The organism is Corallococcus macrosporus (genome assembly GCF_017302985.1).
Taxonomy (GTDB): Bacteria; Myxococcota; Myxococcia; order Myxococcales; family Myxococcaceae; genus Corallococcus; species Corallococcus macrosporus_A.
Genome location: NZ_JAFIMU010000004.1, coordinates 702,701 through 720,329 on the forward strand (window position 1 = coordinate 702,701; position 17,629 = coordinate 720,329).

14 protein-coding genes are annotated in these 17,629 nt (G+C 69.2%); 4 read left to right on the top strand and 10 right to left on the bottom strand.

The window, feature by feature from the left end; genetic code table 11:
- Positions 1–887: 887 nt before the first annotated feature.
- The 3 genes from JYK02_RS08055 to JYK02_RS08065 form a co-directional block, all read right to left on the bottom strand.
- On the bottom strand, positions 888–1,970 hold the full coding sequence (locus JYK02_RS08055) for an IS630 family transposase (protein ID WP_431603473.1): 1,083 nt from the start codon (positions 1,968–1,970) through the stop codon (positions 888–890).
- A gap of 124 nt (positions 1,971–2,094) precedes the next feature.
- Positions 2,095–2,577, bottom strand: a complete 483-nt coding sequence (locus JYK02_RS08060) for a GNAT family N-acetyltransferase (protein WP_207050308.1) — start codon at positions 2,575–2,577, stop codon at positions 2,095–2,097.
- Between the two features lie 5 nt (positions 2,578–2,582).
- Positions 2,583–3,869 (bottom strand): MFS transporter, encoded by a 1,287-nt coding sequence (locus tag JYK02_RS08065; RefSeq protein ID WP_207050309.1) that lies wholly within the window; start codon positions 3,867–3,869, stop codon positions 2,583–2,585.
- A gap of 192 nt (positions 3,870–4,061) precedes the next feature.
- Between JYK02_RS08065 and JYK02_RS08070 the strand changes: the two genes are divergently transcribed.
- A complete protein-coding gene (locus JYK02_RS08070) occupies positions 4,062–5,630 on the top strand; it encodes a glucan 1,4-alpha-maltotetraohydrolase domain-containing protein (protein WP_207050310.1) in 1,569 nt (522 codons plus the stop codon).
- A gap of 148 nt (positions 5,631–5,778) precedes the next feature.
- Positions 5,779–6,756, top strand: a complete 978-nt coding sequence (locus JYK02_RS08075) for a hypothetical protein (protein ID WP_207050311.1) — start codon at positions 5,779–5,781, stop codon at positions 6,754–6,756.
- Between the two features lie 100 nt (positions 6,757–6,856).
- Here the strand turns inward: JYK02_RS08075 and JYK02_RS08080 are convergent, their stop codons facing one another.
- The 3 genes from JYK02_RS08080 to JYK02_RS08090 are packed head-to-tail and all read right to left on the bottom strand — an operon-like array spanning position 6,857 to position 12,673.
- Positions 6,857–10,015: a multidrug efflux RND transporter permease subunit gene (locus JYK02_RS08080; protein WP_207050312.1), complete on the bottom strand. Its 3,159-nt coding sequence runs from the start codon at positions 10,013–10,015 to the stop codon at positions 6,857–6,859.
- A 31-nt stretch (positions 10,016–10,046) separates the two neighbouring features.
- Positions 10,047–11,189 (bottom strand): efflux RND transporter periplasmic adaptor subunit, encoded by a 1,143-nt coding sequence (locus JYK02_RS08085; RefSeq protein ID WP_207050313.1) that lies wholly within the window; start codon positions 11,187–11,189, stop codon positions 10,047–10,049.
- Positions 11,190–11,215: 26 nt separating this feature from the next.
- Entirely contained in the window at positions 11,216–12,673 is a 1,458-nt protein-coding gene (locus tag JYK02_RS08090) for a TolC family protein (RefSeq protein ID WP_242588494.1), read from the bottom strand.
- Positions 12,674–12,880: 207 nt separating this feature from the next.
- On the opposite strand from JYK02_RS08090, the gene JYK02_RS08095 reads away from it, so the two are divergent.
- Positions 12,881–13,249: a MarR family winged helix-turn-helix transcriptional regulator gene (locus tag JYK02_RS08095; RefSeq protein WP_242588495.1), complete on the top strand. Its 369-nt coding sequence runs from the start codon at positions 12,881–12,883 to the stop codon at positions 13,247–13,249.
- A gap of 97 nt (positions 13,250–13,346) precedes the next feature.
- Here the strand turns inward: JYK02_RS08095 and JYK02_RS08100 are convergent, their stop codons facing one another.
- Positions 13,347–13,640, bottom strand: a complete 294-nt coding sequence (locus JYK02_RS08100) for a FruA-associating protein, FapA (RefSeq protein WP_207050315.1) — start codon at positions 13,638–13,640, stop codon at positions 13,347–13,349.
- A gap of 251 nt (positions 13,641–13,891) precedes the next feature.
- Here JYK02_RS08100 and JYK02_RS08105 point away from each other — a divergent pair, with 251 nt between their 5' ends.
- Entirely contained in the window at positions 13,892–14,950 is a 1,059-nt protein-coding gene (locus JYK02_RS08105; RefSeq protein ID WP_242588496.1) for a type IV pilus twitching motility protein PilT, read from the top strand.
- 27 nt (positions 14,951–14,977) lie between these two features.
- Here JYK02_RS08105 and JYK02_RS08110 read toward each other — a convergent pair whose 3' ends face one another.
- From JYK02_RS08110 to JYK02_RS08120, 3 genes are read right to left on the bottom strand one after another with little or no spacing between them, the layout of a single operon-like run.
- Positions 14,978–16,609, bottom strand: coding sequence for a fumarate hydratase (locus JYK02_RS08110; RefSeq protein WP_207050316.1), 1,632 nt, complete (start codon positions 16,607–16,609; stop codon positions 14,978–14,980).
- A 41-nt stretch (positions 16,610–16,650) separates the two neighbouring features.
- On the bottom strand, positions 16,651–17,220 hold the full coding sequence (locus JYK02_RS08115; RefSeq protein ID WP_207050317.1) for a methyltransferase: 570 nt from the start codon (positions 17,218–17,220) through the stop codon (positions 16,651–16,653).
- A gap of 49 nt (positions 17,221–17,269) precedes the next feature.
- On the bottom strand, positions 17,270–17,449 hold the full coding sequence (locus JYK02_RS08120) for a hypothetical protein (RefSeq protein ID WP_207050318.1): 180 nt from the start codon (positions 17,447–17,449) through the stop codon (positions 17,270–17,272).
- Positions 17,450–17,629 lie beyond the last annotated feature (180 nt).

The following is a 17,629-nucleotide window of genomic DNA, read 5'->3' on the forward strand; positions in this document are numbered from 1 at the left end:
ACCAAGGCCGGGGCGCCCGCCTCAGCCAAGCCACACGGACTGGTCCAACAGTCGGATCCGTTGGGACCAACGCCCGAGGCAGGAGGGGCCTCCGCTCCAGCCGTGCCGGAGCAACTGGTCCGACAGTCGGACCAGTTGGAGGCACTGCCCAAGGCAGGGCGTCCGCTCCGACCGTGCCTCGTGAACCGGTCCAACAGTCGGACCAGTTGGAGGCACTGCGCAAGGCAGGGCGCCCGCTTCAGCCGAGCCACATGAACTGGTCCGACAGTCGGACCAGTTGAGCCCAACGCCCGCGGGAAGGGGGACCGCTTCAGCCGAGCCACATGAACTGGTCCGACAGTCGGACCAGTTGAGCCCAACGCCCGCGGGAAGGGGGGACCACTCCATCCGAGCCATGGAGACTGGTTCGACTGTTGGACCCGTTGGGCCTACTGACTACGGCAAGGGGGACATCTTTTCTCCCGAGCGATGGCGACTGGTCCGACAATCGGACCAGTTGGGCAACCGCTTGAGGCAGGAGCCTTCGCTCCATCCGAGCTACACGAACTGGTCCGACAGTCGGACCCACTGGGCTCATCACCGAGGCAAGGGGCAGCCCTCCAGGCGAGCCTCATGAACTGGTCCGACAGTCGGACCCGTTGGAATCACCGCCCGAGGCAGGGGCCGCTCCAACCATCCCTCCGAAACTGGTTTGACAGTCGGACCAGCTGGGGGGCTTACGGCGTCCGCTCCAGCTGTGCCGCGGCAACGGGTCCGACAGTTGGACCGGTTGGGCGCATCGCTCGTGCCGAGGGGGCGCCTGCTCCAGCCGGGCCATGGAGTCTGGTCGGACCGGTTGGGGCTCGTGGGGCGGTGCCTAAACGACCGATCGTGATTCTCGAACGGTCTCAAGCTGCGCGTCGAGCGGAGGCGACGCGCAGCAAGGGGCTGGCGGACTTCTGGGTGTTCCGTGCGTCGAGGTAGGCGTCCACCTCGGTCATGAGCGCCTCCATCTTCTTGCAGCGATGGTTGCGGGTGACGTTGGCGTGCACGTCCCACCACACGCGCTCGATGCGGTTGCCCTCCGGGCAGTACGGCGGCAGGAAGTGCAGCACCAGCCGCTCACCCAGAGCCTCCAGCGCCTTCTGCGTCTTTTTGCTGGAGTGGGTGGCGGCATTGTCGAGGATGAAATGTAGGCGCTTCGCTCTGGGATAGGCGGCGTCCACGGCGCGCACCAGGTCGATGAAGAGCGCACTCGTCTTCTTCTCCCCCTGCACCCAAGTCATCCGGGCCGTGCTCGCATCCAGCGCCCCTGCCACGAAACGCTTCTGGTTGTTGCCGGGAGTGACGACCTCTCTGCGCTGTCCGGGCAACGTCCAGTCGGGGCCGATTTTCGGGTTGAGGTGCACGTCCATTTCATCCTCGAAAAGCACGGGCTCGTCGGGCCGGGCGAAGGCCGCACGGCATTTCAGCTGCCAGAGGCGCCGTCGACGTCGGCGCTCCGGCCAAGGGCAGCGCACCACGGGACGCGGACGCCTTCTGTGGGCTCCCACCGAGGCCAAGGCGCGTCCCATCGTCGCGGGCGAGACGCGTACCCGGCCTCGCCTCTGCACCTCACGCACCAGCAACTCGCGCGTCCACGTCGTGCGCCGCCAACCGGACTGCTGCGGCGTGCCTTCCAGCACCCGGCGCAGCGTCTGCCGAAATCGCTCGTCCACTTTGCGTGGCCCATTCTGAGCGCGCCTGTCCGAGAGGCCTTCTCGGCCTGACTTCTGGAAGCGCTGAACCGCGGACACCACCGTGGACGTGGCGCACAGCAACTGCCGCGCTGCTTGCGCCCGTGACTGACCACTGGCCACCTTCGCTACCGCCAGGCACCGCCGCAGGGTGAGCGGGCAGCCAGTCCTCTCTCCCCAGCGAATCAGCCGCCTGCGGTCAGGACATCGCAGGCGCAGCTGTTGCCTTCCCTGAGGCAGGGCTCGCTTCTTCATCCGGTTCTTGCGCACACAAGGCCGAACGGCGCGAGCTCCTGCCCCTTTCCTTCAGCTCCCAGCGCCTGCCTACCCTCCGAGCCGATCGGGATTCATGCGCGGTCGTTTAGCTTGGGGATTGCCGTCAGAGCGTGACGGACATTTCCACGTCGGCTCGCGAATAGCCTGTTTCCCGGGCGATCTCCGGGCCGCTGCGCGTCGTGACGAAGCCGTGCTTGCGGTACAGCCCCAGCGCGGGCCCCAAAGCGCTGTTCGTCACCAGGTACATCCGCTTCGCTCCGCACTGCCTCGCCCTGGCCAGTGCGGCCTTCATCAGCGCGTCGCCCAGGTCGCGGCCCCTTGCCTCCGGGGCCACGGCCATCTTGCACAGCTCGAACGTCTCCGCGTCCTCGCGCCTCAGCGCGCAGGTACCCAGCACCTGCCCTTCCACGAGCGCGAAGAACACCTCGCCCCCTGTTGCCACGAACATGCCGTGGGGATCCGCGAACGAGGCCTCGTCCGAGCCCTCGATGCGGAAGTCCTTTTCGATCCACTGCCGGTTGAGCCGCTGGAAGTGCTCGCGCAGCTCCGGCCGGTAGGGGACGACCTCGACGGGGACGGAGGCCATGGGGCTCACGCGGTGGCGGTGGCCGCGGCGGGCTTCTTGCGCAGGAACATCACGAAGATGAGCGCCACGATGCTGATGCCCACCAGCGTGATGAGGCCGTCCGCCGCGATGGTGGCTCGCGTGCCGATGTTCCGGAACTCCGACGCGTGCCCGTCCAGCGCCGTCGTGTAGCTGATGGCGAAGTTGGAGGCCGCGACGAAGAGCGAGTACTTCGTCGTCACCGCCGCGCCCTCGCTCACCATCTCCAGCACCATGCCCGCGAAGGCCGCGAAGCCCGCGCCGTTCGCCAGGCTGTACGCGAGCGAACCCCAGATGTACGTGCTCGTCGTCATGGGCCCCGCCGCCATGGCGAACGCGCACAGCGCCGTGGCGCCGCCCATCAGCGCGTACGCGAGCTTGCGGTTCATCCGGTCCGACAGCCAGCCGCCCACCAGCGAGCCCACCGCGCCCGTCACGCCCATGCCCAGGCCGCTCACCAGCTCCACCGTGTGCTCCGGCACCTGGTACGCACCCGCCATCGCGCTGAAGAGGTTGGTGAGCGCGCCGCAGCTCACCGGCGCCAGGCAGAGAATCAGCATGATGAGCCCGTCGCGGCTGAACGCCGTCTTCGCCAGGTCCACCACGATGCTCTTCACCCGGTCCACCGCCGCGCGGAACAGCGGCCCCGTGGGCGCTGTCGCCGGGTCGTGCCGCTCGGTGATCCAGAAGATGCCCGCGCCGCTCGCCAGCACCAGCGTGGACAGCACGATGCCCGCCACCTGCCGGGAGAACCGGCTCGCGAGGAAGATGGCCAGCGCGCCCATGAGCGCGGTGGAGCCCACGTTGCCCGCCATCTGCCAGCCGCCCGTGCGCCCCTTGTCGGACGGCTTGGACGTCGTCGCCATCAGCCCGTTGAGCGCCGCGTGCGCCGTCGTCGCCGCCGCCTGCAGCGCGGTGAGTAGCAGCGTGAAGAGGCCCAGGTGCTGGCCCGGCTCCGGGAACATCGCGCACGCCAGGATGAGCAGCGCGGTGAGCAGCGTGCTCACGCCGTACCAGACGCGGCGCCACGGCCCCAGGTCGATGAGCGGCACCCACAAGAGCTTCCACGCGTGCGGAGAGAACGCCGTGCCCGACAGCACGCCAATCTCCGCCAGCGGCATCCCGTCCTTCGCCAGCCAGTACGGCACCGCCGTCTGCAGGTAGCCCACCGCGGCGCCGAACTGCACCTCCAGCAAGCCGAACAGCGGGGGCCAGGACCAACGCGCTTCCTCGGCGGGCGCCGTGGCGGGAAGGGCTGTCTCTTGTTCAATCAAGGGCGACACCTACAGGGCAGGACAGGGAAGGGTGGGATTCTAGACAGCTCCCGCGTCCTGCACAGCGCGACGCACTGCGCTGTCACCTTGGAAGCACGGGGTGGGAGGGTCCCCTTCAACGGGGAGTCCTGGTTCGTGTCGGAAGGCAGGACTAGCTTGCCCGCGCTTCCTCCCCCAACCCCGAGGTCCCCGATGACGTTGAAGACCCGACTCCTGGTCGTCTCCACGGCCGGCCTGTTCGCCGCCGCGCCCGCCGTGGCCAAGCCGCTGGATGGCGCCAGCACCGACGTGATGATCCAGGGCTTCCACTGGAACTCCGCCAGCGCGGGCGGGTGGTGGAACACGGTGAAGAACAACGCGGCCACGCTGAAGGCCGCGGGCTTCACGATGATCTGGCTGCCGCCGCCGTCCGACGCGGCGTCCACGCAGGGCTACCTGCCCCGGCAGCTCAACGTGCTCAACTCCAGCTACGGCACGGAGGCGGAGCTCACCGCCGCGCTGGCCGCGCTCAACGCGCAGGGCGTGAAGCCCATCGCGGACATCGTGGTGAACCACCGCGTGGGCACCACCAACTGGGCGGACTTCACCAACCCCACCTGGAGCGGCTGCAGCGCGGTGGCCAAGGGCGACGAGTGGGCCAGCGCCTGCGGCAACAACGACAGCGGCGAGGGTTACGCCGCGGCGCGCGACCTGGACCACTCGCAGGCGAACGTGCGCGCGGACCTGAAGACGTGGATGAACACGCGCCTGAAGGGCGTGGGCTTCCAGGGCTGGCGGTTCGACTTCGTGAAGGGCTTCGCGGGCGGCTACGTGAAGGAGTACGTGACGGACACCGCGCCGTGGTTCTGCGTGGGTGAGTTCTGGCCCACGAACTACTTCGACGCGAACAACCCCAACGACTGGAAGCAGCAGATCACCAACTGGGTGGACGCGACGACGGGCACCTGCGCCGCGTTCGACTTCGCCACCAAGGGCCTGCTCAACGACGCGCTCACCAACAACAACTACGCGCGCCTGAAGGCGGCCGACGGCAAGCCCGCGGGTGGCATCGGCTGGTGGGCCAGCCGCCACGTCACCTTCGTGGACAACCACGACACCGGCCCCAGCGAGACGTGCGGCAACGGGCAGAACCACTGGCCGGTGCCGTGCGCGAAGGTCATGCAGGGCTACGCCTACGTGCTGACCCACCCGGGCATCCCCACCGTCTACTGGGCGCACTACTTCAACTGGGGCCTGGGCAGCTCCATCAAGACGCTGATGGACATCCGCAAGAACGCGGGCCTCACCTCCGAGTCCACCGTCAGCATCCAGCGCGCGGAGAGCGGCCTGTACGCGGCCATCATCGGCGGCAAGGTGGCCATGAAGATTGGCAGCGGCTCCTGGACTCCCGGCACCGGCTGGACGCAGGCCGCCTCCGGCACGGACTACACGGTGTGGACGTCCAACGGCACCACGCCGCCCCCCACCACCGCCAACGTGGAGTTCGTGTGCAACAACGGCACGACCGTGATGGGCCAGAACGTCTACGTGGCCGGCAGCGTCGCGGCGCTCGACAACTGGAGCCCCACCACCACCAGGATCCTCAGCCCCACCGCGTACCCCACCTGGCGCGGCACCTACGCGCTGCCCGCGAACACCACCGTGCAGTGGAAGTGCCTCAAGCGCGACGGCAGCGGCAACGTCGTGTGGCAGGGCGGTAGCAACAACACCGTCACCACCCCGGCCGCCGGCGGCAGCATCACCGCCACCGCCAGCTTCTAAGACGCCGAGACAGGCGCCCCTGTTGCACGTCTCACCGGGGGCGCCTGTGTTTCATCTGTTGCTTGAGTTCCCGTCTTCAAGCTGTCACAGGGGCCGCCTCACTCCCCCGGGCGGGCCCCTCCCGCCCTCTTGAACGAAGGCGGAAGCGATGACGCGTGGAACGGCAGTGGTGGTGTGCATGTCCGCGGTGGGCCTGATGGGCGCCTGTGGCGGACAGCCGGAGCAGACCCCGGGAAGCAGCGACACGGTGACGACGGCGACGCAGCAGCTGGTGCCGGCGCCTCCCACGCCGTTCGACAGCTATCTGTACATCGCGGGCAACCTCCCGGTGGGCGGCGCGGTGTCGTCGAACACGGGCACGTCCGCGGCCTATGAGGGCTTCAAGCTCACCGTCGCGGCGCACACGCAGGTGGCGCTGGAGGTGACGCACCTGGGCACCGGCGTGGGCGTGGACACCGGCCTGTTCGTGTACGGCCCGAAGACGCAGAACGGCTATGGCTACCGTCCGCTCTATCAGGACGACGACTCCGGCTACGGCGAGCTGAGCAAGATTCCGCTCGCGACCTTCGACGCGGCGGGCGAGTACCTGGTGGTGGTGGGCTGGAGCAACGGCCTGGGCAAGCAGTACCGCCTCCAGGCCTCCTGCGTGGGCGGCGCGTGCGTGGCGAACCCCACCCCGGCGCCGGCCAACACCCCGGTGAAGCTGGCGGCGTTCCCCCTGGAGGGGAACCTCCAGGCCCTGGTCAACACGGGCAACGCGTACCGCGAGGACATGTACTCGTTCCTGGACCGGTATGACTTCGCGTGGCCGTACTCGACGTCCGCGTCGCTGGACGCGGCGGCGGCGGCGGTGCTCGCGCGCAGCGAGTACTCGGGCTACCGCAACGACGTGCCGGACACGTACACCTACGCGGCGTTCCTGTCGCAGATGTACGGGCAGTTCCAGCCGCTGCACCAGGCCATCCTCGACACCTACGGCGAGAGCGCCGCGAACGCGCAGGTGAGGACGTACTTCCGCGAGTTCAGCACCGGCCCCAACGGCGACAACTGGCGCACGCTCAACATCATCCTCCTGCCCGTCTCCCGCCACGTCCTCGTATACGAGCAGACCGCCCACGAAATCTGACGCGCGACGCGCAGTCCTCCGAAAACACCACCGCCCTCCTCTTCGCGTACCGGAAGGGGAGGGCGGTCTGTTTTTTCAGCGCTGCGTCCGCGACGTCAGCTCACGGCGAGTGGGCCGGGGCGACCTCGTGCGACGGGGGTGCTTCCTCCTCACCGCTGGACCGCTTCGCGTCTCCGCGCACCTTCTGCATGAGGACGTAGAGGCCCGGGATGAAGATGAGGTTGACGACGGTGGACACCAGCATGCCGCCGAACACCGCGGTGCCCAGCGAGTTGCGCGCCGCCGCGCCCGCGCCGGACGCCGTCATCAGCGGCACGACGCCCAGGAGGAACGCGATGGACGTCATGAGGATGGGGCGCAAGCGGACTTCGGCCGCCGTCACCACCGCCTCCAGCGCGGTCTTGCCCTGCTCGCGCAGCTGCTCCGCGAACTCCACGATGAGGATGGCGTTCTTGGAGGACAGGCCCACCAGCATCACCAGGCCCACCTGGCAGAACACGTCGTTGGCGTAGCCGCGCGCCACCTGCAACCCCAGGGCGCCCATGATGGCCAGCGGCACCGACAGGATGATGACGAACGGGAGGCTGAAGGACTCGTACTGCGCCGCCAGCACCAGGAACACGAAGAGGATGCCCAGGGCGAAGATGATCATCGTCTGCCCGCCGGACTCCTTCTGCTCCAGGCTGATGCCCGTCCACTCCGACGACATGCCCTGGGGCAGCGCCGCCTGGGCCACCTGCTCCATGGCCTCCAGCGCCTGACCGGACGACACGCCGGGAGCGCCCTGGCCGTTGATCTCCACGGAGCGGAACAGGTTGTAGTGCTTGATGACCTGCGCGGAGACGATGGGCGTCACCTTTACCAGCGACTCCAGCGGAATCATGTCCCCGGTGTCCGTGCGCGCGTAGAACGAGCCGATGTCCTGGGGACTGTCGCGGAACTGCTGCTCGGCCTGGACATAGACGCGGTAGGTGCGGCTGGCGTAGTTGAAGTCGTTGACGTACTGGCTGCCCATGTAGAGCTGCATCACGCCGAAGATCTGCTCAATCGGCACGCCCAGCGCCTTGGCCTTCTGGCGGTCCACCTCCACGTCCAGGATGGGCGTGTTGGCGTTGAAGGGGGTGAAGACGCCGCGCAGGCGGCCCTCCTCGTTGCCCTTCTGCACCATCTCCTGCGTCGCGTTGGCCAGGTCCTCCAGCGAGTGGTTGCCGGCGACGTCCTCCACGATGAACTGGAAGCCGCCCACGCTGCCCACGCCTCGGATGGCCGGAGGCTGGAAGGGGATGACGCGCGCGCTGCCAATCTTGCCCAGCGGTCCGCGCAGCCGCTCCACCAGCGCGGCCACGGACTGGTCCTTGCCCGTGCGCTCCTCCCACGGCTTGAGGGCCGTGAAGACGGTGGCGTAGTTGGAGCCGTTGCCGCTGGGGGAGAAGCCGCCGATGGCGAACATCACCGCCACCTCCGGCTGGGCCTTGAGCACCGCCTCCACCTCCTGGAGCACCTTCTCCGTCTGGGTGAGGGACATGCCCTCCGGCCCCTGCACGGAGATGATGACGTAGCCCTGGTCCTCATCCGGGATGAAGCCCGTGGGCGCCGAGCGGAACAGCATCACCGTGGCGCCGATGCAGACGAGGAACGCCACCAGCACGAGCAGGGGATGCGCCAGCAGCTTGCGCAGGCCCTTGCCGTAGGTGTCGCGCGTCCAGTCCAGCACCTGGTCCACCTTGCGGAAGAACACCCACTTGGGGCCGTGGTGGTGCTTGAGCAGCCGCGCGGACAGGGCGGGCGTGAGCGTCAGCGCGCAGAAGGTGGACAGGGCCACCGACGCGGCGATGGTGAGCGCGAACTGCCGGTAGATGGAGCCCGTGGTGCCCGGGAAGAGGGCCACCGGGATGAACACCGCCACCAGCACCACGGAGATGGCCACCACCGCGCCGGCCACCTCCTTCATGCCCTCGCGCGCCGCCTGGAACGGCTTAAGCCCGCGCTCCGCCATCAGGCGCTCGATGTTCTCGATGACCACGATGGCGTCGTCCACGACGAGGCCCGTGGCCAAGGTGAGGCCGAAGAGGGTGAGGGTGTTGATGGAGAAGCCCATCAGGTAGACGAACGCGAACGTGCCGACGAGCGACACCGGCAGGGTGAGCGCCGTGATCAGCACGCTGCGCCACCCGTGCAGGAACAGGAAGATGACCAGGATGACGAGCGCGATGGCTTCGATGAGGGTGTGAATGACCTCGTTGACGGAGGCGCGCACCGCGAGCGTGGTGTCCGTGCCGGTGCGGTACTCCAGGCCCGGCGGGAAGGACTGGGCCAGGCGGTCCAGTTCCTTGATGACGCCGTCGCGCACGTCCAGCGCGTTGGCGGTGGGCAGCTGGAAGATGGCCAGGCCCACGCCGGTGCGGCCGTTGAAGCGCAAGAGCGTGCCGTAGTTCTCCGCGCCCAGCTCCACGCGGCCCACGTCCTTCACCGTGACGGCCTTGCCGTCGGTGTTGCGCATGAGGACGATGTCGCCGAACTCCTCCGGCTCCACCAGGCGGCCCCGCGCGCGCACGGCGATCTGATACGGCTGCGCGTCGCTGGAGGGCGGCTGGCCCACCTGGCCCGCGGCCACCTGGAGGTTCTGCTCCTGGAGCGCGCGCACCACGTCCTGCGGCGTCATGTTGCGGCGGGCCAACTCCGACGGATCCAACCACAGGCGCATGGAGAACTTGCGCTCACCGAAGATGCGCACCTCGCCCACGCCGCGCACGCGCTTGATGGCGTCCTTGAGGTTCACGTCCGCGTAGTTGGAGAGGAACTTCGCGTCGTAGCGGTTGTCCGGGGAGGACAGGCCCACCGTCAGCAGCATCTGGCTGGAGGCCTTGTTCACCACGATGCCCGTCTGGTTCACCTGCGCGGGCAGGCGGGCCGCGGCGCGGCTGACGCGGTTCTGCACGTCCACCGCCGCCACCTCGATGTTGCGCGTGGGGGCGAAGGTGACCGTGATGGTGCTGGTGCCGTCGTTGCTGCTGGTGGAGGTGATGTAGCGCATGTCCTCCACGCCGTTGAGCTCCTGCTCCAACGGGATGGTGACGGCGGACTCCACCACCTCGGCGCTGGCGCCGACGTAGGTGCTGGTGACGGTGACCTGCGGCGGCGCCAGGTCCGGATACTGCGCGATGGGCAGCGTCGGGATGGCGATGACGCCCACCAGCGTCAGGATGATGGAGCAGACGATGGCGAAGACAGGCCTGCGGATGAAGAAGTCGACGAACACGGTGTGGCGCCTCTCTTAAGAATCGCCCGCGCTAGCGGCTGCCGCCGGTGGTGCCGCCGCCACCGGACGCGGTGCGGGGCGGCTGCGAGGACTCGTCGGTGTTCACGGGGACCTGCTTGGGGATGACGGGCATGCCGTCGCGGAGCATGTGCAGCGACGACACCGCGACGAGGTCGCCCTGCTTCAGGCCGCCCTCCACCACGTAGGACATGTCGCCCAGCGTGCCCAGGGCCACCGGGCGGCGCTCCACCAGCGTCTTGCCGTCCTTCTTCTCCACCACCATGGCGAAGGGCTGGCCGCTCTGGCGCACCACCGCGAGCGCCGGAATCTGGAGCGCGTCCCGCGTGGAGTACACCAGCCGTGCCCGCAGAAGCTCACTGGGGCGCAGGCCCACGGTGTTGCGGAAGGCGGCCTTCACCTCCACCAGCTGCGTGCGCGGATCCGCCTGCGGCGCCACGTAGAAGACGGTGCTGGAGAGGATGACCTTGCCCTGCTGATCCAACAGCTCCAGCTGGGTGTCCGGCTTGAGCGACCGCGCGCGGAACGCCGGCACCGACACGCTGACCTCCAGCGCGTCCGCCTGGGCCACGGACGTCAGCACCGTGGTGGCGCCCACGTAGTCACCCACGCGCACCAGCACGTCGCCCATGGTGCCCGCGAACGGCGCGCGCACCACGTGGAACTGCAGCTGCACCTGGCGCTGGGCCACCGTCGCGCCGGCCGCGCGCGACGCCGCCTCCGCCGCCTTCACCGCCGCCTGGGCGCGCTCCAGCTCCTGCACGCTGGCCAGGCCCTCGCGGTTGAGGGACTCGGTGCGCGCCAGGGTGCGCTTGGCCAGCTCCAGCTCCACCGTGGTGGAGCTCTGCTGCGCCTGCGCGCTGTCCAGCGCCGCGGTCTCCTCGCGCGCGTCCACCTCGATCAGCGGCGCGCCGGCCTCCACCTTCTGGCCGGGCTTCACGAGGATCTTGCGCACGTAGCCGTTCACCTGCGGCAGCACCGTCACGCTCTGCCGCGACAGGAGCGAGCCCAGGTACTCCCCGGTGTCGCGCACCTCGTGCGGCGCCAGGGCCACCACCTGCACCTCGCGCGGAGGAGGAGGCGCCTTCGCCTCCGGCTTGCCCGAGCACCCGGCCACGCCAGCCACCAGCGCCGCGCCCAACACCGTCTTCGTCATCAGCGCCTTCAGGGGGCGTACCCTCGTCACCAGTCGCACCGGGCCTCCGTCAGGAACGCGTCCAGGCGGGCCTGGACGAGCTCGAATTCCCTCAAAACCAACGCGAGCTGGGCCTGGCGGAGGGCGGCTCCGCTCTGCACCAGCTCCAAGCTGCTACCTCGACCCACCTCGAAGGCCCGGCGCGTGAGCCGGTCCGTCCGGTCCGCCAGCTCCAGGGACTCGGCGGCGGTCTTCAACAAGGCTTCGGCCACTTCCACTCCACGCCGCGCGCGGGAAACCTCCACCCCCACGTTGCGGCGGGTGGCCTCCAGCGACTGGGCCGCCTGCTGCTCGATGCCCTCGCGCTCGCGCACCAGGCCCCCGCGCTGACCGCCCTCCCAGAGGGGGACGGACAGCACCGCGGACACGTTCCAGGTGGCGAAGCGGCCAAAGCCGGGGTCGGTGGTGAAGCCCACGAGTGTGCTGCTCAGCCCCAGGGTGGGCAGGTATCCGGCGGACGCCTGACGGCGGCTCTCCCGGGCCGCGTCCACGTTGGAGCGCTGGGCCACCAGGTCCGGGCGAGCGCTCACGTCCTGCAGGGGCGCGCAGTCCCGGCGCGTCTGGTCCACCAGTCCGGTGAGGTTGAAGTCCGGGTTGACGCCCACGCCGTGGTCCTCGCCCAGGGACAGGCCCAGCGACTCGCGCGTCTGCCGGAGCTGTTCGTCCCCGGCCACCAGCGACTGCCGGGCCACCGCCACGTCCTGGCTCACGCGCACCACGTCCAGCTGCGTGCCGGCGCCCAGCTCGAAGGAGCGCTGGGTGAGGGCCTGACGCTCCAGGGCCTGACGCAGGCCCACGCGGTTGATCTCCGCGGCGCGCTCGGCGGCCACCGTGGCCACCAGCACCTGCGCCAGCCCCTGGGTGAGGCGGCGCTGCACGTCCTGGAGGTTGGCCACCGACGCGGCCTCGGACGCCTTCGCGGACGACAGGCCCCGCCACGCGCTGATGTCGATGATGGACTGGGTGAGGGTCGCGGACAGCGTGCCCAGCGGGGCGCTGGGGGCCTTGGTCCCGGTGCCGGTGTTGGAGCCGCCCACGAAGCCGCCGCCCGCGGCGGAGGGGACATCCGGGTGGAGCACGTCCACGCCCACGCCCGCGGTGGCCCGCGCGTTGGGCAAGAGCAGGCCCAGCGACTGGCGCCAGCGGCCCTGGGCCCGCGTCACGCCGGCCTCCGCGCTGCGCAGGTCCGTGGAGCGCTGGCGCAGGCGGGTGAGGGCGTCATCCCACGTCTTCACCTGCTCCGGCGCGGGCGGGACGGGCGCGAGCATCGGGTCGTCCACCTTCGGCTGGAAGGGGACGGGGGCTCCGGAGGACGCGCCAGCGCCGGCTTCAGGCGCGGCGGGCTGTTGCTGGGGGGCCGGAGCCGGGGTGCCCGGGGCTGCGGGAGACGGGGCCTGCGGCGCGGCGGCGAGGAGGAGGACGAGGAGGGCGCTGGGGGTGGCCATACGCTGGAGCGGCAGGTCTTTCCGGCAGGAGCGAGTGGTGGTACCCACCCCGGGATCTCTGCACGCGGTCAAGATGTAATTGACAACCGTTGTGGAATGCAATCATCTCTTACGCCCATGACCCTCGCTGAGCAAGTGGCATCGACGCGACGCGCAGTGGTCCGGCTGCTCACCCAGAAAGTGGGAGAGCAAACGGATCGGCCGCTGATGCAGCTGCTCGTGCTGAAGAACATCGGCCTCCACGGCATCCACAGTCAGTCCGCCATCGCGGAGCGGCTGCTCATCGACGCGCCCGCCGTGAGCCGGCTGGTGGACCGGCTGGAAGAGGATGGGCTGGTGGAGCGCCGCGCGGGGGAGAACCGCCGCTGCGTGCGGCTGGAGATCACCGACGCCGGGCGCCAGGAGCTCCAGGCCCTGGAGCGCGCCGCGGAGTGGCTGGATGTCCAGGCGCGCGAATACCTGTCGCCGCCGGAAGTGGAAGTGCTGTCGCGGCTGCTGGACAAGCTGCAGACGGGACTGTGCCAGTTCCTGAGCAACGAGCTCTCGACGCCGCCGCCCCGCAACGACAACGGGTGACGACGGGAGGAGGGAAGCCGGGCACGTCCTGCCCGGCCTGCCGCCGCCCGCCGCCACCCGTGCGCCACGTCCGGGGGGGGTGGAGTGGGGTGCCTGACTACCGGTGACGCGGGATGTTGCGGGCCACGTGCAGGGCCCACGCCTCCGCGGAGTCCAGCTCGGCGCGGGCTTCCGCGTAGCGGTCCTTCGCCGCTTCACTGGCGTCGTTGGCGAAGATGGCGTCGTGCAGCTCCTTCTGCGCCCGGGTCAGCCGCAGGCTGGTCTGCAACCACAGCCGGGCCGCCATGCGGGGGGTAATCACCACCTGGGTGGGATCCCACACCTCCAGGGCGGCGTAGTCAGCGGAAGACAGCTCTTCGTAGTGGGGGGCCTGCTCGGTTCGTGCGTTCATGCCCGGATGTTCGACACGGATTTGGGGCAGGGCATCCGGGCCGCCTGGGCAGGAAGACGGCCACTGGTGAGCAGTCGAGGACAGTTCCTTCATCCCCGGGGGTACTCGCATTCCTTGATTTGCGGGAAAACTTAATGCAGGAGGCCGGTGAAATGCCTTCCACACTGCAACCGTGGAGGGATTGGGTGGGCTTCTCCTAGAATCCTCCGCTCCATGCGTGACGTGAGAGGGATTCCCTGGACCTGAACACCTTGAACAAGCTGCTGACCGTCGGCGTCCAGAACGGGGCTTCGGACATCCACTTCCGGCCGGGTGATCCACCCATCTACCGGGTGAACGGCGTGCTGCGGCCGCTGAAGATGGAAAAGCTCCAAGCGGATCACACGAAGCAGGTGGCGATGCACGTGATGAATGATCCGCTGATGAAGGCGCAGGTGGACAGCGTGCAGGAGTGCGACTCGTCCTACAGCCTTCCGGGCGTGGCGCGTTTCCGGGTGAACATCTACCGGCAGCGCGGCTCGCTGGCGTGCATCCTGCGCATCATCCCGGATGAGATTCCCAGCATCGACGGGCTGGGCCTGCCGCAGGTGCTGAAGACGATCGCCGGCAACGAGCGCGGGCTGGTGCTGGTGACGGGGGCCACGGGGTCCGGCAAGAGCTCCACGCTGGCGTCGATGATCAACCACATCAACCAGACGGAGAGCCTGCACATCCTCACCATCGAGGACCCCATCGAGTTCATCTACAAGAACGTGAAGTCCTCCATCTCGCAGCGGGAGATTGGTCCGGACACGGCGAACTTCGCCATCGCGCTGAGGGCCGCGCTGCGCCAGGACCCGGACGTCATCCTGGTGGGCGAGATGCGCGACACGGAGACCATCGACATCGCGCTGAAGGCGTCGGAGACGGGCCACCTGGTGCTGTCCACGGTGCACACCACGGACGCGTCGCGCACCATCAACCGCCTGGTGTCGGTGTTCCCCGCGGAGGAGCAGACCATGGTGCGCATGCGCCTGGCGGACTCGCTCAAGGCGACCATCTCCCAGCGCTTGCTGCCCAGGGCCACCGGCAAGGGCCGCACGGTGGCGCTGGAGATCATGGTCCAGACGAAGACGGTGGAGCAGTACATCCGGGACGACCGCGCCGCGGAGCTGAAGGACGTCATCGAGAAGGGCCGCGACATGTTCGGCATGCAGTCCTTCGACCAGCACCTGACGCAGCTGTACCGCGCGGGCGACATCACGCTGGAGACGGCGCAGAGCGCGGCCTCCAACCCGGCGGACTTCCAGCGCGCGCTCGAGTTCGACTGAGCACGCGCCGGAAGGCGGGACGGCGGACTACTTCTTCGCGGACGGCTTGTTGATGTTCGCGAAGAAGTCGTTGCCCTTGTCGTCCACGACGATGAAGGCCGGGAAGTCGACCACGTCGATCTTCCACACGGCCTCCATGCCCAGCTCGGCGTACTCCAGGACCTCCACCTTCTTGATGCAGTCCTGCGCCAGCCGCGCCGCGGGGCCGCCGATGGAGCCCAGGTAGAAGCCGCCGTGCTTCTTGCACGCCTCCGTGACGGCCGGCGAGCGGTTGCCCTTGGCGAGCATCACGAAGCTGCCGCCCTCTGCCTGGAACTGATCCACGTACGCGTCCATGCGGCCCGCGGTGGTGGGACCGAACGAACCGGACGCATAGCCCTCCGGCGTCTTCGCCGGGCCCGCGTAGTAGACCATGTGGTCCTTGAGGTACTGGGGCATGCCCTCGCCCCGGTCCAGGCGCTCCTTGATCTTCGCGTGCGCGATGTCGCGCGCCACCACCAGCGAGCCCGACAGCGACAGGCGCGTCTTGATGGGGTAGCGCGACAGCTCCGCGCGCAGGTCGCTCATGGGGCGGTTGAGGTCCAGCTTCACCACGTCCCCGGACAGGTCCGTCTCCGCCGTCTCCGGCAGGTACTTCGCGGGGTCCGTCTCCAGCGCCTCCAGGAAGACGCCGTCGCGGGTGATCTTGCCCAGGGCCTGCCGGTCCGCGGAGCACGACACCGCGATGGCCACCGGGCAGGACGCGCCGTGGCGGGGCAGGCGGATGACGCGCACGTCATGGCAGAAGTACTTGCCGCCGAACTGCGCGCCAATGCCGGTGCGCTGCGTGAGCTTGAGCACCTCCTGCTCCAGCTCCACGTCGCGGAAGCCCCGGCCCAGCGCGTTGCCGGTGGTGGGAAGCGTGTCCAGGTAGCGCGCGGAGGCGTACTTCGCCGTCTTCAGCGCGAACTCCGCGGACGTGCCGCCCACGACGATGGCCAGGTGGTACGGCGGGCACGCGGCGGTGCCCAGCGAGCGGATCTTCTGCTCCAGGAACGCGAGCAGGCTCTGCGGGTTGAGGACGGCCTTCGTCTCCTGGAAGAGGTAGCTCTTGTTCGCGGAGCCGCCGCCCTTGGCCATGAAGAGGAACTTGTAGGCGTCGCCGTCGGTCGCGTAGAGCTCGATCTGCGCGGGCAGGTTGTTGCCCGTGTTGACCTCCTTGTACATGTCCAGCGGCGCCATCTGCGAGTAGCGCAGGTTCGACGTGAGGTACGTGTCGAACACGCCCCTGGAGATGGCCGCCTCGTCGCCGCCGCGGGTGAGGACGTACTGGCCCTTCTTGCCCATCACGATGGCGGTGCCGGTGTCCTGGCAGGAGGGGAGCACGCCGCCCGCGGCGATGTTCGCGTTCTTGAGCAGCTCCACCGCGACGAACTTGTCGTTGGAGGACGCCTCCGGGTCCTGGAGGATGTTCGCCAACTGCTGGAGGTGCCCGGGGCGCAAGAGGTGCGAGATGTCCCGCATGGCCTCGCGGGTGAGCAGCGTGAGCGCCTCCGGCTCCACCTGCAGGAAGGACCGGCCGCCGGCCTCGAACGTGGAGACGCCCTCCTTCGTGAGCAGGCGGTAGGGCGTCTCGTCCTTGCCAAGCGGCAGCATGTCCTGGAACTGGAAGTCACTCATCGCGGGCGGTCTCTTCGAGAAGGGGTGGACGGCAGGGGACTCTACTCACCGGGCGGCGCGCGGGGCGGCACTTCGTAGAGGTAGACCGGCGTGCGGTACAGGTCCTTCAGCCGCACGAAGCGCACCGGGTTCCACCCCCGGAGTCCGAAGGTGTGACTCAGGATGCGAGCGCCTTCCGGAAGCTCGCCAGCGAAGCGGGGCGCCAGGCGCGTCATGATGCCGGGGGAGAGGTAGCAGACGACGCAGCTTGCGTCCCGGAAGGACGCGGCGAAGAAGTCTCCGCGTACCAGGGTGAGGTTGGGGCGCGGGAAGAGGCGCTGGCGCAGCCGGCTGAAGCACCAGGGCAGCCAGGACAGCTCGTACGCGACGATGCGCGCCTGGGGGCAGTGGTCCGCCAGGTTGAAGGCCACGTCCCCCCACCCCGAGCCCAGGTCCAGCACCGTGCCCCGCGTGTCCGCCGGGAGCATGTCGAGCAGTGCCCGCCGCACCCCGGGGGAGCTGGGCATGGGCGGCGCGCCCGTGCGCAGCGTGGACACGACGATGGACAGCACCCCGACGAGGAGCACCGTCCAGAGCAGCAGCAGGAGGAGGAAGGAGCCGGTCGCGCCCACGGAAGGAGGCGCATCATCGCGCGGAAGCCACCCCCGCGTGGGGCCCTACTTACTTGCGCGGGTGGTTGCCGGCATCCGCCCGGACGACGCGGGCCGGGCGGGAGTCCGCCTGGGCGGTGGCGCGGACCGGGGCGGGCGCCGGCTCCACCTCTTCGAAGAGGGCCCGGCCCAGCACGAAGCAGAAAGAGGCCCCTACGCAGAGTGCCACCACGTTGAAGTAGTACGCCATGGGACCCGGGTCCAAGCACGGACCATACCAGCGGCGGTCCTCCTCGGAGGGCTGGGGCCGGCGCGCCCCGGTTGTGTCCTTCCCGGCTACAACGCCCGGCCACGCGTGGCCGCCCAGGCAACAGGCCCCGCACCGGGGGTTCAACCCTTCGGGCGCGATGGTTTTCACCCCGCGCCCGGG